The sequence below is a fragment of the Halomonas sp. H5 genome (assembly GCF_050613175.1).
GTDB classification, from domain to species: Bacteria; Pseudomonadota; Gammaproteobacteria; order Pseudomonadales; family Halomonadaceae; genus Bisbaumannia; species Bisbaumannia salifodinae.
Map to the genome: position 1 here is coordinate 379,644 of NZ_CP192510.1, position 20,750 is coordinate 400,393.

Annotated in this window: 15 protein-coding genes; 6 read left to right on the forward strand and 9 right to left on the reverse strand. The window is 69.4% G+C overall.

Annotated elements, in window-relative coordinates; genetic code table 11:
* Positions 1 to 55: 55 nt before the first annotated feature.
* The 3 genes from speA to ACQ1W9_RS01805 form a co-directional block, all read right to left on the reverse strand.
* Positions 56 to 1,957, reverse strand: coding sequence for a biosynthetic arginine decarboxylase (gene speA, locus ACQ1W9_RS01795; RefSeq protein WP_431025037.1), 1,902 nt, complete (start codon positions 1,955 to 1,957; stop codon positions 56 to 58).
* Positions 1,954 to 2,916, reverse strand: a complete 963-nt coding sequence (locus ACQ1W9_RS01800) for a homoserine kinase (RefSeq protein ID WP_431025038.1) — start codon at positions 2,914 to 2,916, stop codon at positions 1,954 to 1,956. The genes speA and ACQ1W9_RS01800 overlap by 4 nt, the downstream gene beginning before the upstream one ends.
* Before the next feature lie 261 nt (positions 2,917 to 3,177).
* Positions 3,178 to 3,456 (reverse strand): DUF2782 domain-containing protein, encoded by a 279-nt coding sequence (locus ACQ1W9_RS01805; RefSeq protein WP_431025039.1) that lies wholly within the window; start codon positions 3,454 to 3,456, stop codon positions 3,178 to 3,180.
* A gap of 154 nt (positions 3,457 to 3,610) precedes the next feature.
* On the opposite strand from ACQ1W9_RS01805, the gene polA reads away from it, so the two are divergent.
* Positions 3,611 to 6,373: a DNA polymerase I gene (gene polA / locus ACQ1W9_RS01810; protein ID WP_431025040.1), complete on the forward strand. Its 2,763-nt coding sequence runs from the start codon at positions 3,611 to 3,613 to the stop codon at positions 6,371 to 6,373.
* Between the two features lies 1 nt (position 6,374).
* Positions 6,375 to 7,079 (forward strand): TIGR04283 family arsenosugar biosynthesis glycosyltransferase, encoded by a 705-nt coding sequence (locus ACQ1W9_RS01815; RefSeq protein WP_431025041.1) that lies wholly within the window; start codon positions 6,375 to 6,377, stop codon positions 7,077 to 7,079.
* Between the two features lie 37 nt (positions 7,080 to 7,116).
* Here the strand turns inward: ACQ1W9_RS01815 and ACQ1W9_RS01820 are convergent, their stop codons facing one another.
* From ACQ1W9_RS01820 to ACQ1W9_RS01830, 3 genes are read right to left on the reverse strand one after another with little or no spacing between them, the layout of a single operon-like run.
* Positions 7,117 to 7,830: a sulfite exporter TauE/SafE family protein gene (locus ACQ1W9_RS01820; protein ID WP_431025042.1), complete on the reverse strand. Its 714-nt coding sequence runs from the start codon at positions 7,828 to 7,830 to the stop codon at positions 7,117 to 7,119.
* Positions 7,823 to 9,298: an amidohydrolase family protein gene (locus ACQ1W9_RS01825; RefSeq protein WP_431025043.1), complete on the reverse strand. Its 1,476-nt coding sequence runs from the start codon at positions 9,296 to 9,298 to the stop codon at positions 7,823 to 7,825. The genes ACQ1W9_RS01820 and ACQ1W9_RS01825 overlap by 8 nt, the downstream gene beginning before the upstream one ends.
* A 3-nt stretch (positions 9,299 to 9,301) precedes the next feature.
* Positions 9,302 to 10,672, reverse strand: a complete 1,371-nt coding sequence (locus ACQ1W9_RS01830) for a uracil-xanthine permease family protein (protein ID WP_431025044.1) — start codon at positions 10,670 to 10,672, stop codon at positions 9,302 to 9,304.
* 114 nt (positions 10,673 to 10,786) lie between these two features.
* Here ACQ1W9_RS01830 and ACQ1W9_RS01835 point away from each other — a divergent pair, with 114 nt between their 5' ends.
* The gene (locus tag ACQ1W9_RS01835) at positions 10,787 to 11,716 is read left to right on the forward strand and encodes a LysR family transcriptional regulator (RefSeq protein WP_431025045.1); all 930 of its coding nucleotides are present in this window, start codon (positions 10,787 to 10,789) and stop codon (positions 11,714 to 11,716) included.
* 101 nt (positions 11,717 to 11,817) lie between these two features.
* Here the strand turns inward: ACQ1W9_RS01835 and ACQ1W9_RS01840 are convergent, their stop codons facing one another.
* Positions 11,818 to 12,846, reverse strand: coding sequence for a Fe(3+) ABC transporter substrate-binding protein (locus ACQ1W9_RS01840; RefSeq protein ID WP_431025046.1), 1,029 nt, complete (start codon positions 12,844 to 12,846; stop codon positions 11,818 to 11,820).
* A gap of 214 nt (positions 12,847 to 13,060) precedes the next feature.
* Between ACQ1W9_RS01840 and ACQ1W9_RS01845 the strand changes: the two genes are divergently transcribed.
* Positions 13,061 to 14,179 carry an ABC transporter ATP-binding protein gene (locus tag ACQ1W9_RS01845; RefSeq protein ID WP_431025047.1) on the forward strand — a complete coding sequence of 373 codons (1,119 nt, stop codon included), beginning with the start codon at positions 13,061 to 13,063 and terminating at the stop codon, positions 14,177 to 14,179.
* On the opposite strand, the gene ACQ1W9_RS01850 is transcribed toward ACQ1W9_RS01845, so the two are convergent.
* Positions 14,138 to 15,793: an ABC transporter permease gene (locus ACQ1W9_RS01850; protein ID WP_431026394.1), complete on the reverse strand. Its 1,656-nt coding sequence runs from the start codon at positions 15,791 to 15,793 to the stop codon at positions 14,138 to 14,140. The two genes, ACQ1W9_RS01845 and ACQ1W9_RS01850, sit on opposite strands and share 42 nt — an antisense overlap.
* Positions 15,794 to 16,025: 232 nt before the next feature.
* Here ACQ1W9_RS01850 and ACQ1W9_RS01855 point away from each other — a divergent pair, with 232 nt between their 5' ends.
* Together ACQ1W9_RS01855 and ACQ1W9_RS01860 are read left to right on the forward strand one after the other, a co-directional pair.
* Entirely contained in the window at positions 16,026 to 18,194 is a 2,169-nt protein-coding gene (locus ACQ1W9_RS01855; RefSeq protein WP_431025048.1) for a tRNA(Met) cytidine acetyltransferase TmcA, read from the forward strand.
* 495 nt (positions 18,195 to 18,689) lie between these two features.
* Entirely contained in the window at positions 18,690 to 20,150 is a 1,461-nt protein-coding gene (locus tag ACQ1W9_RS01860) for an aminoacyl-histidine dipeptidase (RefSeq protein ID WP_431025049.1), read from the forward strand.
* A 71-nt stretch (positions 20,151 to 20,221) separates the two neighbouring features.
* On the opposite strand, the gene ACQ1W9_RS01865 is transcribed toward ACQ1W9_RS01860, so the two are convergent.
* The gene (locus ACQ1W9_RS01865) at positions 20,222 to 20,695 is read right to left on the reverse strand and encodes a Dps family protein (RefSeq protein WP_346063661.1); all 474 of its coding nucleotides are present in this window, start codon (positions 20,693 to 20,695) and stop codon (positions 20,222 to 20,224) included.
* Positions 20,696 to 20,750: the final 55 nt, after the last annotated feature.

Consider the following 20,750-nt stretch of genomic DNA (forward strand, 5'->3'; position numbering starts at 1 on the left):
AGAGGCCCCGCAGCGCTGCTGCGGGGCCTCTGTCGTTACAGGCGGCTGAGGAACCCTACTCCAGGTAGGTGTAGCCCTCCAGCCCCGCCGAGAGATCCTCCAGGAAGGCCTCCCGCTCGTCGGCCTCCAGGCCACTGGCCGCCAGTTGGCCGGCCAGATGGCGGCGCAGCACCTCGGTATCGAAGTTCACGTGGCGCAGCACCTGGGCCACGGTATCGCCATGGATCGCCTCGGAGAGCACCCAGTTGCCGTCGGCGCCCAGGGCGGCGTCCACCGAGTCGGTGTCGCCGAACAGGTTGTGCAGGTCGCCGAGGATCTCTTGGTAGGCGCCCACCAGGAAGAAGCCCAGCAGCTTTTCCTCGTCGTCGGCCCACTCCGGCAGCGGCAGGGTGGTCTCCACCCCCTCGCCGTCGACGTAGTTGTCGATGCGGCCGTCGCTGTCGCAGGTGATGTCCTGGACCACGGCGCGGCGGGTCGGCTCGCGATCCAGGCCGCTCAGCGGCAGCACCGGGAAGATCTGGCGGATGCCCCAGACGTCGGGCACCGACTGGAACAGCGAGAAGTTGACGAACAGCTTGTCGGCGAGCTTCTCGGCCAGCTCGTCGAGGATCTCCCGGTGGGCGCGGTTGCGGGTATTGAGGCGCTCGCGCAGGCGCTCGCAGGCGGCGAAGTAGATCGCCTCGCCCTCGGCCCGGGCCTCGATGCCGGCCAGGCCCATCACGAAGCGGTCCTGCAGCTCGCCGATGGCCTGGACCAGGTCGTGGTAGGCCTCCACCAGGCCGCGGGGCTCGCGCATCGCTTCCAGGCGATCATGCACCCGGCGCAGCTCGTCCACCTGGGGGTCGCCCTCGACCCTCGCTGCCGGCGCCCGGGTGGGGGTGCGCTCCTCGCCGATCACGTCGGCGATCAGCACCGCATGGTGGGCGGTCAGGGCGCGCCCCGACTCGCTGATCAGGTGGGGGTGAGGCAGCCCCTGATCCTCGCAGGCCTGGCGGAAGGCCCAGACCACGTTGCTGGCGTACTCGCGCATGGAGTAGTTGATGGAGAACTCGCTGCGCGAGCGGGTGCCCTCGTAGTCGATGCCCAGGCCGCCGCCCACGTCCACGGTATCCACCGGGGCGCCCAGCTCGCGCAGGCTCTGGTAGAAGCGCGCGCATTCGCGCAGGCCGCGCTGGATATCGCGGATATTGGCGATCTGCGAGCCCAGGTGGAAGTGCACCAGCTGCAGGCTGGCCAGGGCGTTGCCCTGCTCCAGGCGCTCCACCACGCCCAGCACCTGGCTGGCGGTGAGGCCGAACTTGGACTTCTCGCCGCCGGTGTCCTGCCACTTGCCGCGGCCCACCGAGGCGAGGCGGGCGCGCAGGCCGATGCGCGGCTTGACCTTCAGGCGCTTGGCCTCCTCGAGGATGATATCCAGCTCGGAGAACTTCTCCACCACCAGGTAGACCCGGTGGCCGAGCTTCTCGCCCATCAGCGCCAGGCGCACGTACTCGCGATCCTTGTAGCCGTTGCAGACGATCAGCGAGGAGCCGTCGCCGGACAGCGCCAGCACCGCCAGCAGCTCCGGCTTGCTGCCCGCTTCCAGGCCGACCCGGCCGTGACCGCGCTCCTGGGTGGCGAGGATCTCCTCCACCACCCGGCGCTGCTGGTTGACCTTGATCGGGTAGACGGCGGTATAGCCGCCGTCGTACTTCTCTTCGCGCATGGCCAGATCGAAGGCGGCGCAGAGCTGCTCGACCCGGTCATGCAGGATATCGGTGAAGCGCACCAGCACCGGCAGGCGCAGGCCCGCCTCGCGCAGCTGGCTCACCAGGCCGCGCAGCGGCAGGGCCGGGCCCTCGATCTCGCTGCCCAGCGGGCGGACCAGGGCCTGGCCGCTGTCGTCCACATCGAAATAGCCGCTGCCCCACTGGTCGATATTGTAGGTGCGACGCGCCTTGGCGGCGGGTGAGGTCATGGCTGGCTCCGTTCGGGCAAGGGTAGGGCGCCGTGCTGGATACGCTCCAGCAGGATGCTACGGAACTGCTGCGGATCATGGGGCGTCAGGTCGTGGGCCGGCGGGTCCACATAGACCACCAGCAGCCGCGACAGCCAGTAGCGCAGGGCGGTGAGGCGCAGCATCATCGGCCATACCTTGCGCTCCTCGTCGCTGAGCGGGCGGCGGGCCTGGTAGGCGCCGAGCAGCGCCTCGTAGCGGGCCGCGTCCAGGCGACCCTGGGCGTCGCAGGCCCAGTCGTTGATGACGATGGCCAGGTCGAAGAGCAGGTCGCCGGTGCAGCCATTGTAGAAGTCGATCAGCCCGCCCAGGCGATCTCCCTCGAAGAGGGTGTTGTCGCGGAAGAGGTCGCCGTGGAGGGCGCCCTGGGGCAGGCTCGAGGCGTCGCCGAAGACGCCCTGGTAGGTCTCCACCTCGTCCTTCATCAGCGCCTGATCTTCCGGCGACAGATAGACCAGCACCCGGTGATGCATGGCCACCAGCCAGTTCAGGTCGCGGGGATTGGGGCGATGCCCCGGGAAGTGGCGGGAGACCGCATGCAGGCGCCCCAGGGCGTCGCCCAGGGCCCGGCACTGGGCCAGGTTGGGGGCCTTGGGGTGCTTGCCGGGCAGGCGCGGGAAGAGCAGCGCCGGCTTGCCGGCCAGGCTCTGCAGGGCCGTGCCGTCACGGTCGTGCAGGGGGCCCGGGACCGGCAGGCGATGCTCGTCCAGGTAGTCGAGCAGCTCGACGAAGAAGGGCAGCTCCTCGTGCTCGCCCTGCTCGAAGAGGGTCAGCACCAGCTCACGGCGATCCGTGGTGACGAAGTAGGTGGTGTTCTCGGTGCCGCCGGCCACGCCCTCGAGTCGGGTCAGGGTGCCGGCATCGAAGCGTTCCAGAAAGTCTGCGACCTGAGTCTCGCTCAGCGGGGTGAATACGGCCATGAGTCTCTCGCCCGGATTATCAGGCCGCCTATTGTACTCGCTTGCCCGGGTGATGCATCCCCGCTGATATGGCTCTCGAGGCTATCGCAGGCAGCATTGCTGAGGGGCGCTGGGGGCAGGATAGAGCGGGGGGTTTTTGCCATGGGTGGCAAAAGTAGCGCCCAGGGAGGGGTTCACAGCGCCCCGCGATGGCCTGCCCCCAGGGTAGCCCCGGGCCTCAGGGCAGAAAGTGTGATAACTGCGGTAGCCCTGATACCGCCCTTAACGCTCTTGTACCCAGGCGGGAATCTCCACGCCATTACCGGCCTGACGCTGAAAATTGCCGTCGCCGTTGTGATCCACCAGGAAGTAGCGCTCGCCCTGGGCGGGGCGCACCTCGATGGCGTAGAGCTGGCCGTTGAGGCGGTATTCGCGCAGCGTGCGCTGGGCCTCCTGGCGCTCGGTGACCTGCGGCGCCTGGGCCGTGGCGCTGCCTGAGGCGAGGAGGGCGGCGAGCAGGGCGGCAAGGCCCAGGGGGACGAGCAGGCGACGCAATGGCATAACGACCTCCGAGGTTAAGAAACGCCGTTCGTAGTATAGGACCCCGACTTGGCCGGGGGAATTCCCCTCTCGATGGCTTCCCGGCCTGACGCGACCGCCGCCGCTGCGTATCATGGGCCCCACGATATTGCCGCCGCAACTGGATATTCCGCCCATGGCCAAGCCCCCCATCGTTCTCGTCGACGGTTCCTCCTACCTCTACCGCGCCTTTCATGCGCTGCCGCCCCTGACCACCTCCAGGGGCCAGCCCAGCGGTGCGGTCAAGGGCGTGCTCAATATGCTCAAGAGCCTGATCAAGGAGTACCCGGACAGTCCCATGGCGGTGGTCTTCGATGCCAAGGGCAAGACCTTCCGCGACGAGCTCTACGCCGACTACAAGGCCCAGCGTCCGCCCATGCCGGACGACCTGCGCGCCCAGGTGGAGCCGCTCCATGACTGCATCCGCGCCCTGGGATTGCCGCTGCTGTGCATCGAGGGGGTCGAGGCGGATGATGTCATCGGTACCCTGGCCCGCCATGCCACCGAGGCCGGCCGCGACGCGGTGATCTCCACCGGCGACAAGGACATGGCCCAGCTTGTCAACCAGCACATCACCCTGGTCAACACCATGAAGGGCGAGACCCTGGACGAGGCCGGAGTGGAGGAGAAGTTCGGCCTGCCGCCGTCGCTGATCATCGACTTCCTGGCCCTGATGGGCGACAAGGTGGATAACATCCCCGGCGTGCCCGGGGTCGGCGAGAAGACCGCCCTCGGTCTGCTGCAGGGCATGGGCGGCGGCCTGGAGGCGATCTACGCCGACCTGGAGACGGTCGCCAGCCTGGGCTTTCGCGGCGCCAAGACCCTGCCCAAGAAGCTCGAGGCGAATCGCGACCAGGCCTTCCTCTCCTATCAACTGGCCACCATCAAGACCGACTGCGAGCTGCCGGTGGGCCTCGACGACCTGGATATCGCCCACCCGGACCGGGAGCGCCTGGTGACGCTCTACCGGGAGCTGGAGTTCAAGACCTGGCTGGCGGAGCTGCTCGAGGGCAAGGACGAGGGCGTCGATGACGTGGCCACGGGCACCTCGGCCGCGGCGGAGGGCGAGGCGTCCCCGACGAGCGCCCAGCGCCAGGACAGCGTGATCCTCGAGCAGGGCGACTTCGACGCCTGGCTGGCGCGCCTGGAGGCGGCCGAGGTCTTCTGCTTCGACCTGGAGACCACCAGCCTCGACTATATGCAGGCGGAGGTCGTCGGCGTGGGGCTCTCGCTTGCGCCCGGTGAGGCGGCCTATATCCCGCTGGCCCACGACTACCTGGATGCCCCGGCCCAGCTCGACCGCGAGGCGGTGCTCGAGGCCCTCAAGCCGCTCTGGGAGGACCCCGCCAAGGGCAAGATCGGCCAGAACCTCAAGTACGATATCTCGGTGCTGGCCAACTACGCTATCCGCGTGGTGGGGCCGCTGACCGACACCATGCTGGAGTCCTATGTGCTGGACTCCACCGCCACCCGCCACGACATGGACTCCCTGGCGCTGAAGTACCTGGGCGAGAAGACCACCTCCTTCGAGGAGGTCGCCGGCAAGGGCGCCAAGCAGCTGACCTTCAACCAGATCGCCCTGGAGCAGGCGGTGCCCTATGCCTGCGAGGACGTGGATATCACCCTGCGCCTGCACCAGACCCTGCGCCCGCGCCTGGAGGGGGAGGGGCGCCTGGCCGAGGTGCTCGATACGCTGGAGCGGCCCTTGATCCCGGTGCTGTCGCGCATGGAGCGCCATGGCGTGGCCCTGGATGCCCAGCGCCTGCATGAGCAGAGCCGGGAGCTGGCGACGCGCATCCAGGCCCTGGAGGCCGAGGCCTATGAGCTCGCCGGCCGCGAGTTCAACCTGAGCTCCCCCAAGCAGCTGGGCCAGATCCTCTTCGAGGAGCAAAAGATCCCGGTGCTCAAGAAGACCCCCAAGGGGGCGCCGTCCACCGCCGAGGCGGTGCTCGAGGAGCTGGCGCTGGACTACCCGCTGCCCAAGGTGATCATGGAGCACCGCGGCCTGGCCAAGCTGCGCTCCACCTACACCGACAAGCTGCCGCGGCTGGTCAACAAGGCCACCGGGCGGCTGCATACCAGCTATCACCAGGCGGTCACCGCCACCGGGCGGCTCTCCTCCTCGGACCCCAACCTGCAGAACATTCCCATCCGCACGGAAGAGGGACGCAAGATCCGCCAGGCCTTCGTGGCGCGCCCCGGCTACCGTATCGTCGCCGCCGACTACTCGCAGATCGAGCTGCGCATCATGGCGCATCTCTCCGAGGACCAGGGGCTACTGAACGCCTTCGCCGAGGGACGCGATATCCACGCCGCCACCGCCGCCGAGGTGTTCGGGGTGCCGCTGGACAAGGTCTCCCCGGACCAGCGGCGCAGCGCCAAGGCGATCAACTTCGGGCTGATCTATGGCATGAGCGCCTGGGGGCTGTCGCGCCAGCTGCACCTGGAGCGCAACCAGGCACAGACCTATATCGAGCGCTACTTCGACCGCTACCCCGGGGTGGCCCGCTATATGGAGCGCATCCGCGCCCAGGCCGCCGAGGAGGGCTATGTGGAGACCGTCTTCGGCCGGCGCCTCTACCTGCCGGAGATCCATGCCCAGAACCGCGCCCGCCGCCAGGGCGCCGAGCGCACCGCCATCAATGCCCCCATGCAGGGCACCGCCGCGGATATCATCAAGCGCGCCATGATCACCGTGGACGCCTGGCTGCGGCAGGCCGAGGACGTCGATGCCTGGATGGTGATGCAGGTCCACGACGAACTGGTCTTCGAGGTGGCCGAGGCCCAGGTGGACGACTTTATCGAGGCGGTGAAGGTGCGCATGACCGATGCCGCCGAGCTGCGCGTGCCGCTGATCGTCGAGGCCGAGAGCGGCGCCAACTGGGACGAGGCCCACTAGAATGAGCCCGGCTGGGGGGAGTCCGGCTGAAGGGAGCCCCGCGCTGGCGATCGTGATCCCGGTGCTCGACGAGGCCGAGAACCTGCCGGGGCTGCTCGCCGCCCTGGCCGAGTACCGCGACGCCGGTGACGAGATCCTGGTGGTGGATGGCGGCAGCCAAGACGCCGGCCCGGCGCTGGCCCGGGCCGCCGGGGCGACCCTGATCGAGTCGCCCCGGGGCCGCGCCGCCCAGATGAATGCCGGCGCCGCGGTGGCCTCGGCACCGCGGCTGCTCTTCCTGCATGCCGATACCCGGCTCCCCGAGGGTGGACGCGCCGCCCTGCTGGCGGCCCTGGCGACGGGCGACTGGGGGCGTTTCGATGTGCGTATCGAGGGGCAGCATCCGCTGCTGCGGGGGGTGGCCTGGCTGATGAACCGGCGCTCGCGGCTGACCGGTATCGCCACCGGCGACCAGGCGATCTTCGTCACCCGACGGGCCTTCGACGCCGTAGGGGGCTACCCGGACCAGCCGCTGATGGAGGATATCGAGCTCTCCCGGCGCCTCAAGCGCCGCGGCGCGCCGCGCTGCCTGCGCCTGACCGTCACCACCTCGGGGCGGCGCTGGGAGCGCTGCGGGGTCTGTCGCACCATCCTGCTGATGTGGCGGCTGCGCCTGGCCTACTGGCTGGGCGCCAGCCCCGAGGCCCTGGCGCGGCGTTATCATTGAGTTAGCCGTTGAGCGAGTCGCCGAGCCGGTCGCTAAGTCAGCGGGGAATCAGCAGCACGATGCCGGAGATCAGCGCGAAGGTCAGCACCCCCAGGCGCATGCGCCGGGCATCCAGGCGATGATGCACCAGGCGGCTGGCGATACTGCCCACGGCCAGGGCCGGCAGCAGGGCCAGGGCCCATAGCCACTGATGGGGCTGGAACTGGCCGGCCAGGGCGAGGATGGCCAGGGAGATCAGCTCGCCGACCAGGAAGCACAGGGCGATGGTGGCGCGCAGCACCGGCCCCGGGCGGTGCTGGTAGAGCAGCGCCAGCGGCGGGCCGCCGACCCCGGTGGCGGTCTCGGTGACCCCGGTGACCAGGCCCACCGCGGCGCAGGCGCTGCGATTGGGCTGGAAGACCGGGGCGAACAGCCCCGCCAGCACGGCGAGGATGGTGGAGGCGCCGATCACCTGGTTGAGGCCGTCGGCGGACATCACCACCAGGATGCCCAGGCCGGCCAGGGTCCCCGGCAGTCGCCCCAGGCTGACCCAGCCCACCCCCTTCCAGTCGATGGCGTCGCGCTCCCGCAGTCCCACATAGCCGTTGAGGGGCAGCATCAGGATCAGCAGGGCGACCGGCAGCAGGTCCGGTCGCAGCAGCCCCATCACCGGCGCCACCACCAGGGCGAAGCCGATGCCCACGGCGCCCTGGATAAAGGCCGCCACGGCGGTGGCCAGGGCCAGGATCAGGAAGATCGTGACATCACCCATGATGCTGGCGCCTCGCGCTATCCAGGGCCTCGGCGATCATCGCCTTGCCGCGGCTGCGGGCGCGGTGCTCGCTGGCCTCGGGGTGGACGCGATAGATCGGCGCCTCGCGCACCGCGGCGGCGGCCTCGCGCACCCGGCGCAGCAGGGCGCGACCATCCCACTCCAGGGGCCAGCCCTGCCAGAGGCGCAGGCGACCGTTGGTGAAGACGGCGGTGATCTGGTCACGGCTGGCGTAGCGCACCAGCTCCCAGGGGCGATCCCAGGAGGGCGTCATCTCCGGAACCTCCAGGTCCACCAGCAGGAAGTCGGCGGCCAGCCCCGGGGCGATCTCGCCGGTCAGGCCCTTGAGCCCCGCGGCATCGGCGCCGCCGCGGGTGGCCTGCTCCAGCCAGCGCCAGCCGCCGCCGCAGGAGGAGTCGCCGCTGGCCAGCCCGAAGGCCAGGCGCTGGCTGGTCTCGGCGGCATCCAGCAGGCGGAAGCCGTCGCTGCGGGTACCGTCGGTGCCCAGGCCGAGGCGGATTCCCAGCGCCGCCATCTGCAGGGCCGGGGCCACCGCATTGCCCTTCCAGCTGCTGGCCACCGGATTGAAGGCCACCGCGGTGTCGGTGTCGCGCAGCAGGTTGAGCTCGTCCGGGGTGACCAGGGTGGCATGGGCCACCAGGGCCTGGGGGCCCAGGGCGCCGACCGCATGCAGGTGCTCCAGGGGGCGCTGGCGGCGCGCCACCAGGGAGCGTTCCACCGCCTGCAGGTGCTCGTTGACATGGGTCTGGAAGATCACCCCCGCCTCCGCGCTCAGCGCGGAGGCGGCGTGCAGCATGGCGTCGCTGGCCACCTCGGGGATCGATACCGCCAGCGACGGGCTGACCAGGGGGTGGGACTGCCACTGGGCCAGGTGCCGCTCGGCCCGTTGCAGGATCGCCGTCCTGGCCTCGGGGTCGGAGTCGCTGGCGCCGCCGCCCAGGTCATTGCAGATCATCCCCAGCACGCAGCGCAGGCCGGTCTCCTCGGCGGCCCGGGCGATGGCCGTCATATCGGCGGCGGAGCGGGTGCCGGCATCCACGGCGGTGGTGAAGCCGCCGCGCAGCGCCTCCAGGGCCGCCAGCTTGGCCGACAGGTGCAGCAGCTCCTCGTCGAGGCTGGCCTCCAGGGGAATCCAGATGCGCTTGAAGATCTCCGAGGGTTCGCCGAACACCAGGGACTTGCCCAGGGACTGGGTCAGGTGGTGGTGGGTGTCGATCAGCCCCGGCATCAGCAAGTGCCCTGGTAGTTCGATGGGGGTCAGCTCCGGGTGGCGGCGGCACAGGGCCCTGGCATCGCCCACTTCCTGGAACTTGCCCGCGGCGACCAGTACCGCCTGGTTCGCCTGGCAGCCCTCGGGGAGCAGCACCTCCTCGGGCAGCAGCAGCAGGGTCTCGTCGCCGAGGCGATCGGGCGTCAGCCGTGGCGCGGAGCGGGTGGGATGGGTCATGCCTTAGTCTCCCTTGGAGGCGTCGAGGGGAGCCGCTGCGCCGCCGTTACGCGGCCGGTGCGAGGTCCCCAGGTGATGGAAGAGGATATTCACCAGCACCGCGGTGAGGGTGCCCATGGCCAGGCCATTGCCCAGCACGATCTGCAGGTGCTGCGGGAAGGCGCTGTAGAAGCCCGGCACCACGATGGGCAGGATGCCCATGGCCAGGGCCGCGGCCAGGGTGAACATATTGCCGTTCTGATCGAAGTCCACCTTGCGCAGGATATTGATGCCCATCACGCCGATGATGGCGAAGACGATTACCGCGGTCCCCGCCACCACGGCGGTGGGGACGGCATGGGCCAGCCGCCCCAGGGGCGCGATCAGGGCCAGCAGCACCAGCATGGCGCCGGCGGCGATGGTCACGTAGCGGGAGCGCACCCCGGTGGCGCGGATGATGCCGATGTTCTCGCCGCTGGTGATGATCAGCGAGGTGCCAAAACAGCCGCCGAACAGCGAGCCCAGGGCATCGGCGCGGATATTGCGCGGCACGATGGCCTTGTGGTCGCCCTTGCGGCCGACGATCTCGGCGGTGGCCAGGGTCTGGCCGGTGGCCTCGGTCATCGACACCACGCAGAAGATCAGCAGCGGCAGGGAGGCGAAGAGATCGAACTTCGGCATGCCGAAGGGGAAGGGCTGGGGGAAGGCCACGACCGGACCGGTGAGCACGTTGTCGAAGCTCATGGCGCCGCTGAGGACGGCCACCGTCGCCCCGGCCAGCAGGCCCAGCATCACGGCGATACGCTGCCAGATGCCGCTGAAGCAGCGGGCGAAGAGCACGGTGCAGGCGATGGTGACCAGGGCCAGGGCGATGCCGCCCATGCTGGCGAAGTCCGGCGAACCGGGGCGCCCGGTGATCAGGCCGCCGAAGATGCGGATCAGGTTGATCGCCACCAGCAGCAGCATGGTGCCGATGACGATGGGTGGAAAGTACTTCAGCAGCCGGGTGAAGAAGGGCAGGGCCAGGAAATAGAAGAGGCCGGTGAGGATCACCGCGCCGGTGGCGGTCTGCAGGTCGGTGGCCTGGGCGATGGCCAGGAAGATCACCAGGGGGGCGCCGCCGGGGACCTGCACGAAGGGCAGGCGGGCGCCGAAGCCGAAGGCGCCGACGGACTGCAGGATGCCGGCCAGGCCACAGGCCAGGAAGATGGCGCTCATCAGGCCCACGGTGACGTCGTCCGGCAGGTCCAGGGTATGGCCGATCAGGAAGGCCGCGGTGATGGGTGCGGCCGCCATCACCAGCACATGCTGCAGCCCATAGAGCAGCAGGGTGCCCAGCGGCAACCGCTCGTCCACGGGCTCTACCGCCTCGGTTGGCTTGGGGGTGGTGTTCATCGGGAGTCCTCTTGTTGTTGTGAGCGCCGGCCGCGGGAAGGCGGCCGGTACCTCAACCCTAGCGAGCCCTTGTGTTCTGTTCCATAATATTGTTTCGCACTAATCGTTGCCTAAATGGCAACAGTTCGCGGGGGAGTCATGCATCTGCTGTTGCCGGGACTACGCTACTTCGAGGAGGTCGCTCGCCAGGGCTCGTTGCGCCGGGCCGCGGAGCGGCTGCATGTGGCCGCCTCGGCGGTCAATCGCCAGATTCTCAAGCTGGAGGACGAGCTGGGGGTGCCGCTCTTCGAGCGCCTGCCGCGGGGGCTGCGGCTCTCCCCGGCCGGGGAACTGATGCTCGAGCAGGTACGCCAGTGGCAGCGCGACGAGCGAGGCCTGCAGGAGGCCCTGGGGGAGATTCGCGGCAGCGGTTGTGCCGAGGTGCGTATCGCCAGCGTCGAGTCGCTGACCGACCAGCTATTGCCGGAGGTGCTGGCGGAGTTTCGTCGCGACTTTCCGCGGGTGCGCTTCGTGGTGATGACCGGCATGACCGACGCCATCCTCGAGCGGGTGGCCACCGGCGAGGCCGATATCGGCCTATGCATCAATCCGCCGACGCTGCCCAAGATCCATGTGATCGAGCAGGTGGCGCTGGAGTTCGGCGCCGTCATGGCGCCGCACCATCCCCTGGCGGCGCAGGCCATGGTGAGTCTCGAGGAGTGCCTGGCGTATCCGGCGATCCTCCCCGACAGCGAGATGTTCCATGGCTCGACCCTGCAGCAGGTGCTGGCGCGGGCCGATCTCGAGGCGGCTCCCTATGTGGCCTGCAATCGTATCCTGGGCATCAAGTCGATGGCCCGGGCGGGCCTGGGGGTGGCCTTCCTCAATCGCCTCGATATCGCCCGGGAGCGGATCCATGGCGAGCTGCTGTTCCGGCCGCTGCGGGAGCGCAGTATCGCCAAGGCCCGGCTCAGTCTCTGCCGCCACAGTGACCGCGACCTGCCGCTGGCCACCGGGGTGCTGGTGGAACGGCTGCGCGAGGCGATGCTGGGCATCGAGCCCTGAGGGCAGCGACCCAAACTCGGAGCCCTGAGGGCATTGGCCCAAATGCAAAGACCCGCGGCCTGGGCCGCGGGTCTCGGGATGCACCGGTTAAGGCGTAACGCTTAGCGCCAGCCGACGCGATCGAAGATGCGGATCGCTTCCGGGTTGTTCTCGCCGAGGACGCTGATATTCAGGTCATCCTTCTTGAAGTCGCCCCAGGCTTCCAGGTCGTCGCTCTTCGCCACGCCGTCGACGACCGGGAACTCGTAGTTGCCGGCGGCGAACAGCTCCTGGGCGGTGTCGGAGGCCAGGAACTCCAGCAGGCGGATGGCGTTGTCGCGGTTCGGTGCGCCTTCCACCACGCCGGCGCCGCCGACATTGACGTGGGCGCCGCGGTCGTCCTGGTTGGGGAAGTAGATGCCGACGCGGCTCGCCGCCTCGCGATCCGCCTCGTCATCGGAGTTGAGCAGGCGCACATAGTAGTAGTGGTTGGCCACGGCGATATCGCACTCGCCGCTGGCCACGCCACGGATCTGGTCGGTGTCGCCGCCCTCGGGATCGCGGGCCATGTTGTTGACCACGCCCTGGGCCCAGGCCTCGGCTTCCTCTTCGCCATGATGGGCGATCATCGAGGCCAGCAGGGACTGGTTGTAGATATTGTTGGAGGAGCGAATGCAGACCTGGCCTTCGAAGCGCGGATCGGCGAGGTTCTCGTAGCTGCCGATCTCGCTGGGGTCGACGTTCTCGAGATCATAGAAGATCGCCCGCACCCGCTGGCTGAAGCCGAACCACAGGCCCTCCGGATGGCGCATGGATTCCGGCAGGCGCTCGTCGAGCACCTCGGAGTCGATGCCCTGGAAGATGCCTTCCTGCTCGGCGCGCCACAGGCGACCGGCGTCCACGGTGATCATCACATCGGCGGGGCTGGCCGCGCCCTCGCGCTGGATGCGCTGGATCAACTGGTCGGAATCGCCCTCCAGTACATTGACCTCGATGCCGGTCTCGGCGGTGAAGGCATCGAAGAGGGCCTGGTCGGAGTCATAGTGCCGCGCGGAGTAGATGTTCACCTCGTCGGCGGCGACCTGGGAAGCGAAGGCCGAGCCGGCCATGACCATGGCGACGGTGGCGGCGAGACGGTGGCGGTTGAGCATCGGGCACCTCTGAGAGTGGCAGTTTATTGATTTTTGCTAGAATGATAATACTTCGTATTATTTTCGGCTTTATTGAAGCCGTTTGTACCTCGCGCGTCAACTAGCGGTTGCGATATCGGGATGAGAATGCGAGTAAAAGGTAACCGCACTTGGCGCTTTCTCGCGTAAGATGGGCGGACACGTCTTCGTCGTTGAACCCGACCCGTTCGAGCCTATGACCAGCACCGAGACCCTCGCCGATATCGCCCAGGTCGCGCCGCACCCCGCCGGCGCTCTCTCCATGCAAAGTGTCCGCCATGCCTACGATGGCCATGCCGTGGTCCATGATGTCAGCCTGGACATGGCGCCGGGGGAGGTGGTCTGCCTGCTTGGCCCCTCCGGCTGTGGCAAGACCACCCTGCTGCGCATCGCCGCGGGCTTGGAGCCGTTGCAGCAGGGCGAGCTCTTCCTGGGCGACGAGCGCATCGCCGGACCGGGGCTGCGGCACCTGCCGCCGGAGAAGCGCAACGTCGGTCTGGCCTTCCAGGACTCGGCGCTCTTCCCGCACCTGACGGTGCTCGACAATGTCACCTTCGGTCTCGAGGGCCAGCCCGCCAAGCTGCGCCAGCAGCGCGCCCTGGCGCTGCTCGACCAGTTGGGCATGGCCGGCTACGCCAAGAGCTACCCGCATATGCTCTCCGGGGGCCAGCAGCAGCGCGTCGCCCTGGCCCGGGCCCTGGCCCCGGCGCCGCAGCTGATGCTGCTGGATGAGCCCTTCTCCAGCCTGGACGCGCGGCTGCGCGATCGCATCCGCGACGACACCCTGCATGTGCTCAAGAAGGTCGGCGCGGCCACCCTGCTGGTGACCCACGACCCGGAGGAGGCGATGTTCATGGCCGACCGCATCGCCCTGATGCGCGACGGACGCATCGTGCAGATGGGCACGCCCCAGGAGCTCTACTGCGAACCCGAGGATCCCTTCGTGGTGACCTTCTTCGGCGAGGTCAACGAGTGGCGGGGGGAGGTGCGCAACGGCGTGGTGCAGACCCCGGTGGGGCCGGTGCGCGCCGCGGGGCTGGCCGAGGGCGCCGCCGCCCGGGTGCTGATCCGCCCCGAGGCGCTGAGCGTCTCGTCCCTGGAGGCCCCCGCCGAGCACGGCGCCAGCCATGTGATCATGGCGCGGCTGCTGGGGCGCTCCAGCCTGCTGCATATCTGCGCCCACTGGCCGGATGGCGAGCATCACCTGCATGCCCGGGTACCGGGGGTCTTCCTGCCCGAGGAGGGCCAGCCGGTCATGCTGACCCTGGATCCCTCACAGGTCTTCGTCTTCGCGGACGCCACTGCCGGGGCGTGAGCGGCGCATCGCCAGGCTCAGCAGGATCACCGGGATGATGCCCACCACCACGATGGCCAGGGAAGAGGTCGAGGCCTCGGCGAGGCGCTCGTCCGAGGCCAGGTTGTGGGCGCGTACCGCCAGGGTATCGAAGTTGAAGGGGCGCAGGATGATGGTGGCGGGCAGCTCCTTCATCACATCGACGAAGACCAGGATGCCCGCCGCCAGCAGGCTGCCGCGCATCAGCGGCGTATGCACGCGGCGCAGGGTGCCGCCGGCGGTCTGACCCAGGGTGCGGGAAGCGGCGTCCATGGAGGGGGTGACCTTGCCCAGGCTCGCCTCGATGGTATTGAACGATACCGCCAGGAAGCGCACCACATAGGCGTAGACCAGGATAAAGGCGGAGCCGCTGAAGACCAGGCCGACGAGCATGCCGTAGTGCGTCTGCAGGTACTCGTTGAGACGGCTGTCCAGCCAGGCGAAGGGAATCAGGATGCCCACCGCCACCACCGACCCGGGGATGGCGTAGCCCATGGCGGCGATACGCGTGGCGGTGCGGGTCATGGAGGTGCGGCTCAGGCGTGCCCCATAGCTGAGCACCACCGCCAGGCCCACCGCCATCAGCGCCGCCAGGGCGGCGAGGATCAGGCTGTTGCGGGCGAAGTCGATAAAGCGTCGGCCGAACAGGGAGTCGCCCTCGGCGATGGCCATATCGAGCAGCAGCAGGCTGGGAATCAGGAAGCCGACCAGCACCGGCAGGGCGCAGGCCAGGAAGGCACCGAGGCCGCGCAGGCCGCCCAGGCGATACTCCGGCAGTTGCTGGTAGCGGCTCGAGGTATGGAAGTACCGGCGCTTGCCCCGGGACCAGCGCTCCAGCAGCACCAGGGTCATCACGAACAGCAGCAGGCAGGCGGCCAACTGGGCCGCGGCCACCGGTTCGCCCATGCCGAACCAGGTGCGGTAGATGCCGGTGGTGAAGGTGTCGACGCCGAAGAATTGCACCGCGCCGAACTCGTTGAGGGTCTCCATCAGCGCCAGCGACACCCCGCCGACGATGGCCGGGCGCGCCAGGGGTACGGCGATGCTCGAGAAGAGCCGCCAGGGGCCGCGCCCCAGGGTACGGCCCACGTCCAGCACGCAGACCGACTGCTCCAGGAAGGCGGCCCGGGCCAGCATATAGACATAGGGGTAGAGCACCAGGGTGATCAGGGTGGCGGCCCCCCCCAGGGAGCGGATATTGGGGAAGTAGTAGTCGCCGTGCCCCCAGTCGAAGAGCTCCCGAAGCGAGCTCTGCAAGGGTCCCGCATACTGCAGGAAATCGGTGTAGGCATAGGCGATCACATAGGTGGGTACCGCCAGGGGCAGCAGCAGCGCCCATTCGAAGAGTCGTCGCCCGGGGAAGCGGCACATCACCACCAGCCAGGCGGTGCCGGTGCCGATCAGCGCCGTGCCCAGGCCCACGCACAGCACCAGGATCAGGGTGTTGGTCAGGTAGCGGGGCAATACGGTATCGGCGAGATGCTGCCAGACGCCCTCGGTGGGCATAAAGACATGGGCCAGTACCGTGAGTACCGGCAGGGCCACCACGGCGGCGATCACCAGGGTCAGCAGGGTCCAGGGGCTGATATGGGGCAGGAGGCGGCGAGCGGGGGATGCCGCGGTCTGGCTGGGGGGGTGGGTCACGCGGGGCCTCCTGCCGGAGCACGATATAAAGAGTGAAATGGGAGCGGATGACAACGGCGAATCATAGCAGTTAGGGTCCGCGTTAGCAGCCATGGCGGCGGCTCGGCCGCCTGGCGGGGAGGGCGCGCCGGCTGGTATTGAATCGGGCCCCTCCCTACACTGAGGCCCCCCAGGAGGTTGCCCCTTGTCCATTGCCGAAGAAATCGCTCCCTTGCTGGCCTGGCGCGGCGCCCTGGCCGAGCGCCGCTGGCGTGGCCTCGTATGGCTGGCCGGCGATGCCGAGGCGTGCCGGGCGCGGGCGTGTGGGCTTTGGAACGCCGCCGCCTGGGCTCGGCCGCTATGGATCGCCAATCATGTCCCTGTGGAACTCGTCGAGCATGGCCTGCCGCCCGGCAAGGCGCGCACCCGCCTGGGCGGCGAGCATGACCTGGTGGTGATCGATGCCCAGGGCGAAGGCGAAGGCTTCGACCCGGAGGCCTTCGGCGCCCTGGCCGGTACCCTGCGGGCCGGGGGCCTGCTGGTGCTGCTGACCCCCGAGGACTGGGGCGCGCGCCCCGACGACGACTACCGGCGCCTGGCCGAGCATCCCTATCGGGTCGAGCAGCTTAGCGCCCGCTATCTGGCGCGACTGGCACGGCTGTTGGCGGACGCCCCGGAGGTCCTGGACTGGCGTCCCGGCACCCCGCCGGAGCCCCCCCTGCTGGGCGAGGCAGCGCCATCGGCCCCGAGCCCCGATGCCGACTGCCTGACCCGCGATCAGGCCGAGGCGGTGGCGCGGCTGGTCAAGCTGCGTCGCCGGCGTCCCCTGGTGCTCACCGCCGACCGTGGTCGCGGCAAGAGCGCCGCCCTGGGCATCGCCTGTGCCCGCTGGCTGGCCGCCGGCGAGCCGCGGATCGTCCTCACCGCCCCCCGCCCCGCTGCCCTGGAGGCCCTCTTCGAGCGCCTCGCGGCGCTGTGCCCCGAGGGCCGTCGCCAGGGCAACGATTTTCGCCTCGAGGCCAGCGGCCAGGCGGTGTGTTTCCTGGCCCCGGATGCCCTGATGGCGGCCCTGGACGCCGGCGAGATCGATGCCAACGGCGGCCTGCTGCTGGTGGACGAGGCGGCGGCCATTCCCGTGCCCCTGCTGGGGCGCTGGCTGCGTCACTTCCCGCGCCTGGTCTTCGCCACCACGGTGCACGGCTACGAGGGCTCGGGGCGCGGCTTCGCGCTGCGTTTTCGCGAACACCTCGAGCGCCAGGCCCCCCAATGGCAAGGACTGCGCCTGATCACCCCGGTGCGCTGGGCGCCGGGGGACCCCCTGGAGGCGCTGACCGACCGCCTGCTGCTGCTGGATGCCGAGCCCGCCGATCCGCCGGCAGCGCTACCGCCCGTCTCGACCCTGGGTCACCGGCGTTACCGGCGCGCCAAGCTGGCCGCCGATGAGCCACGCCTGCGGACCCTCTTCGGCCTGCTGGTGCAGGCTCACTACCGTACCCAGCCCAGCGACCTGCGCCAGCTACTCGATGGGCCGGGAATACATATCGGCGGGGTGGAGGCGAATGGTGCCCCCCTGGGGGTGACTCTCTGCGTGGAGGAGGGGGGCTTCTCCGCCGAGCTGGCGGAGCGGGTGGCCCGCGGCGAGCGCCGTCCCCGGGGGCACCTGCTGGCCCAGTCCCTGGCCGCCCATGCCGGCTCCCGGGCGGCGCTGCGGGCGCGGCTGCGCCGGGTGATGCGTATCGCCGTGCATGGGGAGAGCCGCCGGCAGGGGCTCGGCGAGACGCTGCTGGCCAGCGAGCTGGCGCAGGCCCGCCATGACGGCATCGACCTGCTGGGGGCCAGCTTCGGTGCCGAGCCGGGGTTGCTGGCCTTCTGGCGCGCCGCCGGGTTCCGGGTGGTGCGCCTGGGGCTGACCCGGGAGGCCTCCAGCGGCGAGCATGCGGTGATGGTGGTCTGCCCCACCAGCCCCGCCGGCGAGGCCCTGGCGGCGGAGCTGGCCGAGGCCTTCCAGGCCCTGCTGCCCAGCCTGCTGGCCTTCGAGCTCAAGGCGCTGGAGCCCGAGCTGGCCCTGGCGCTGCTGGCGGAGGGATCGGCGCCGGCCTTGACCCCGGCACAGCACCGCGACCTGGAGGATGTGGCCTTCGCCAGGCGCGCCCCGGCCCTGGCGCGCCCCGCCCTCCAGGCCGCCCTGCGCCGGGCGCTGTATCGCGGCACGCCCCATGATGACCACGCCTGGCTGCTGGTGGCGGCGCTCTTCCAGGGCCGCGACACCGCCTGGCTGGCCCGGGCCCTCACGCTCAGCGGCCGGCGCGAGGTGGAGGTCCGGCTGCGCCAGGCCCTGGCGGCGCTGGTGCCCTTTCTGGATGACCCGGACTAAGGCCACTCTAGCCCTCTCGTAGGCGGTGGCCGGGTGCCGGGGCCAGGCTCGCGATCCCGGGAACGAAACCCTGGCGCTGCGCTTGCCGCCTGCGCGTCGGGGGACAACATAATCCCTCACGAGTCCCCCTCGCTCGCCATCCCTGGCGAGCGCCGCGCGCGGCTGCGCTGGCCGCCAGCGTTCCCGGTAATACTCGCTCGCCTTGGCCCCGCCACCCACTGTGTTTACCAGCCCAGGTCAGAAGAGGAATTACAGGTGGAATGGCTGAGGGGCGCTGGGGGCAGGGTGGAGCGGGGGTCCTATGCCAGGGATGGCATCGGTAGCGCCCAGGGAGGGGTTCACAGCGCCCCGCGATGGCCTGCCCCCAGGGTAGCCCCGGGCCTCAACAGGAGAAGAACGCTAACTGCGATAGTGCCTTGTCCGGGGTAGTATTAGGCTTTTCCTGGTCGTGGCCGGCCGGTAAGGTAGCCCGGTTATCGACCGAACAGAGCCGCTATGAACGCACATCTCGAACAGCTCGAGCCGCGCCTGCTGTGGCGCCACTTCCGTACCCTGTGCAATACCCCGCGCCCCTCCGGCCACGAGGCGGCCCTGGTGGCGACCCTGGAGGCCTGGGCCGACGCCCGGGGCCTGGCCCATGACCGCGACGCCTACGGCAACCTGCGTATCCGCAAGGCGGCCAGCCCCGGTTGTGAGGCGGCCCCCGGGGTGATCCTTCAAGGACACCTGGACATGGTGGCCCAGGCCAATGCCGATCATCCCCACGACTTCACCCGCGACCCCATCGATACCTATGTGGCGGAGGACTGGCTGCATGCCCACCACACCACCCTGGGCGCCGACAACGGCCTGGGCGTGGCCGCGGCCCTGGCGATCCTCGAGGACGAGACCCTGGTGCATGGCCCCCTGGAGGCGCTCTTCACCCTGGAGGAGGAGTCCTCCATGGGCGGCGCCCTCAACCTCGCCGAGGGCTGGCTTCAGGGGCAACTGCTGCTCAACCTGGACTCCGAGGACCGCGGCCAGGTCTATGTGGGCTGCGCCGGCGGCGCCGACGTGGTGGTGGAGGCGCAGCTACCCACCAGCCCCCTGGGCGAGGAGGAGCGCCCCTACTGGCTGGCCCTGACCGGCCTGATGGGCGGCCACTCCGGCATCGATATCCACAAGGGGCGCGGCAATGCCAACCGCCTGCTGATGCGGGTCCTGCGTGCCCTGGCACCCTGCGAGGTGCGCCTGATCGGCTATCAGGGGGGCACCTTGCGCAATGCCCTGCCCCGGGAGGCCTTCGCCACCCTGGCGCTGCCGGAGGACGAAGTGGTCGCCGCCCGGGCGCGCCTGGCGTCCCTGGAGGCGGAGCTGCGCGCCGAGCTCAAGGGCGTCGACGAGGGGCTGCGCCTGACGCTAAGCCCCTGGGCCGGCGAGGCAGAGGAGGCCCTGACCCCCACCGCCAGCCACCTGCTGGTGGACGCCCTGCACGCCGCCCCCTGCGGGGTAGAGCGCATGAGCGCCGAGCTGCCCGGGGTGGTGGAGACCTCCAATAACCTGGGGGTGGTGAGCCTGGCGGCGGGGCGCTTCCGCCTCTGTGCCCTGGTGCGCTCCCTGCGTGACAGCGCCACTCGGGATCTGGCCGATCGCTTCCGCGCCCTGTTCGGGCTGATCGGCGCCCGTACCCGGGTGGAGAATGCCTATCCCGGCTGGACCCCCGACCCGCAGAGCCGGCTGCTGGCACGCTTCCGCGACCTGCACCGACGGCATCTGGGACGTGATCCCGAGGTCAAGGTGATCCATGCGGGACTGGAGTGCGGCATCCTGGGAGGCAAGTACCCGGAACTCGAGATGATCTCCTTCGGGCCGCTGATTCGTGGCGCGCATTCGCCAGATGAATGCGTAGAGCTGGACTCCGTCGAGGAGTTCTGGGGCCTGTTGCGGGCCCTGGTGGAGGAGCTGGCCGAGAGCTGATTCGCACTCTCGAGTCAGAAACCAAGACGCCGCCCTAAGGGCGGCGTCTTGGTGAGATAGCGGATGGCTGACTAGCCCAGATAGGCGTTAAGCATCCAGACGGTCTTCTCCTGCTCGCGGATATAGTCGCCGGCCTGGGCGGCGGTGCCCTCGTCGTCGGCGTCCGAGGCCAGGGACAGGATCTCCCGCTGCAGCTCGATCAGGGTCTGGTAGCCCTTGAGCACGCCGCGCACGCAGGCCTCGCCGTCGTGGACGTTCTTCTCCTCGACGATGCGCGACAGCTGGGTATAGTCGCTATAGGCGTGCACCGGCCGATGGCCCAGGGTCAGGATGCGTTCCGCTACCTCGTCCACCTTGGTCAGCAGGTCGGTATAGAACTCCTCGAACTTGGCGTGCAGCTCGAAGAATTGCGGGCCCTTGACGTTCCAGTGGTAGCCGCGCACGTTCATATAGAAGATCTGGTAGTTGGCCAGCAGCTCGTTGAGCTTCTCGGCGAGCTGGCTGGCGCTGGATTCGTGCAGACCGATGGCGTTGATATCGGACATCTGGGATGCCTCCTTGATCCATGGTGAATACGGATACCAGTCTAGGTCCCGGCTC

Bases quoted from the DNA above. Each gene is read 5' to 3' on its own strand.
- speA (WP_431025037.1), bottom strand. From the start codon at position 1,957: ATGACCTCACCCGCCGCCAAGGCGCGTCGCACCTACAATATCGACCAG.
- ACQ1W9_RS01800 (WP_431025038.1), bottom strand. From the start codon at position 2,916: ATGGCCGTATTCACCCCGCTGAGCGAGACTCAGGTCGCAGACTTTCTG.
- ACQ1W9_RS01805 (WP_431025039.1), bottom strand. From the start codon at position 3,456: ATGCCATTGCGTCGCCTGCTCGTCCCCCTGGGCCTTGCCGCCCTGCTC.
- polA (WP_431025040.1), top strand. From the start codon at position 3,611: ATGGCCAAGCCCCCCATCGTTCTCGTCGACGGTTCCTCCTACCTCTAC.
- ACQ1W9_RS01815 (WP_431025041.1), top strand. From the start codon at position 6,375: ATGAGCCCGGCTGGGGGGAGTCCGGCTGAAGGGAGCCCCGCGCTGGCG.
- ACQ1W9_RS01820 (WP_431025042.1), bottom strand. From the start codon at position 7,830: ATGGGTGATGTCACGATCTTCCTGATCCTGGCCCTGGCCACCGCCGTG.
- ACQ1W9_RS01825 (WP_431025043.1), bottom strand. From the start codon at position 9,298: ATGACCCATCCCACCCGCTCCGCGCCACGGCTGACGCCCGATCGCCTC.
- ACQ1W9_RS01830 (WP_431025044.1), bottom strand. From the start codon at position 10,672: ATGAACACCACCCCCAAGCCAACCGAGGCGGTAGAGCCCGTGGACGAG.
- ACQ1W9_RS01835 (WP_431025045.1), top strand. From the start codon at position 10,787: ATGGCAACAGTTCGCGGGGGAGTCATGCATCTGCTGTTGCCGGGACTA.
- ACQ1W9_RS01840 (WP_431025046.1), bottom strand. From the start codon at position 12,846: ATGCTCAACCGCCACCGTCTCGCCGCCACCGTCGCCATGGTCATGGCC.
- ACQ1W9_RS01845 (WP_431025047.1), top strand. From the start codon at position 13,061: ATGACCAGCACCGAGACCCTCGCCGATATCGCCCAGGTCGCGCCGCAC.
- ACQ1W9_RS01860 (WP_431025049.1), top strand. From the start codon at position 18,690: ATGAACGCACATCTCGAACAGCTCGAGCCGCGCCTGCTGTGGCGCCAC.
- ACQ1W9_RS01865 (WP_346063661.1), bottom strand. From the start codon at position 20,695: ATGTCCGATATCAACGCCATCGGTCTGCACGAATCCAGCGCCAGCCAG.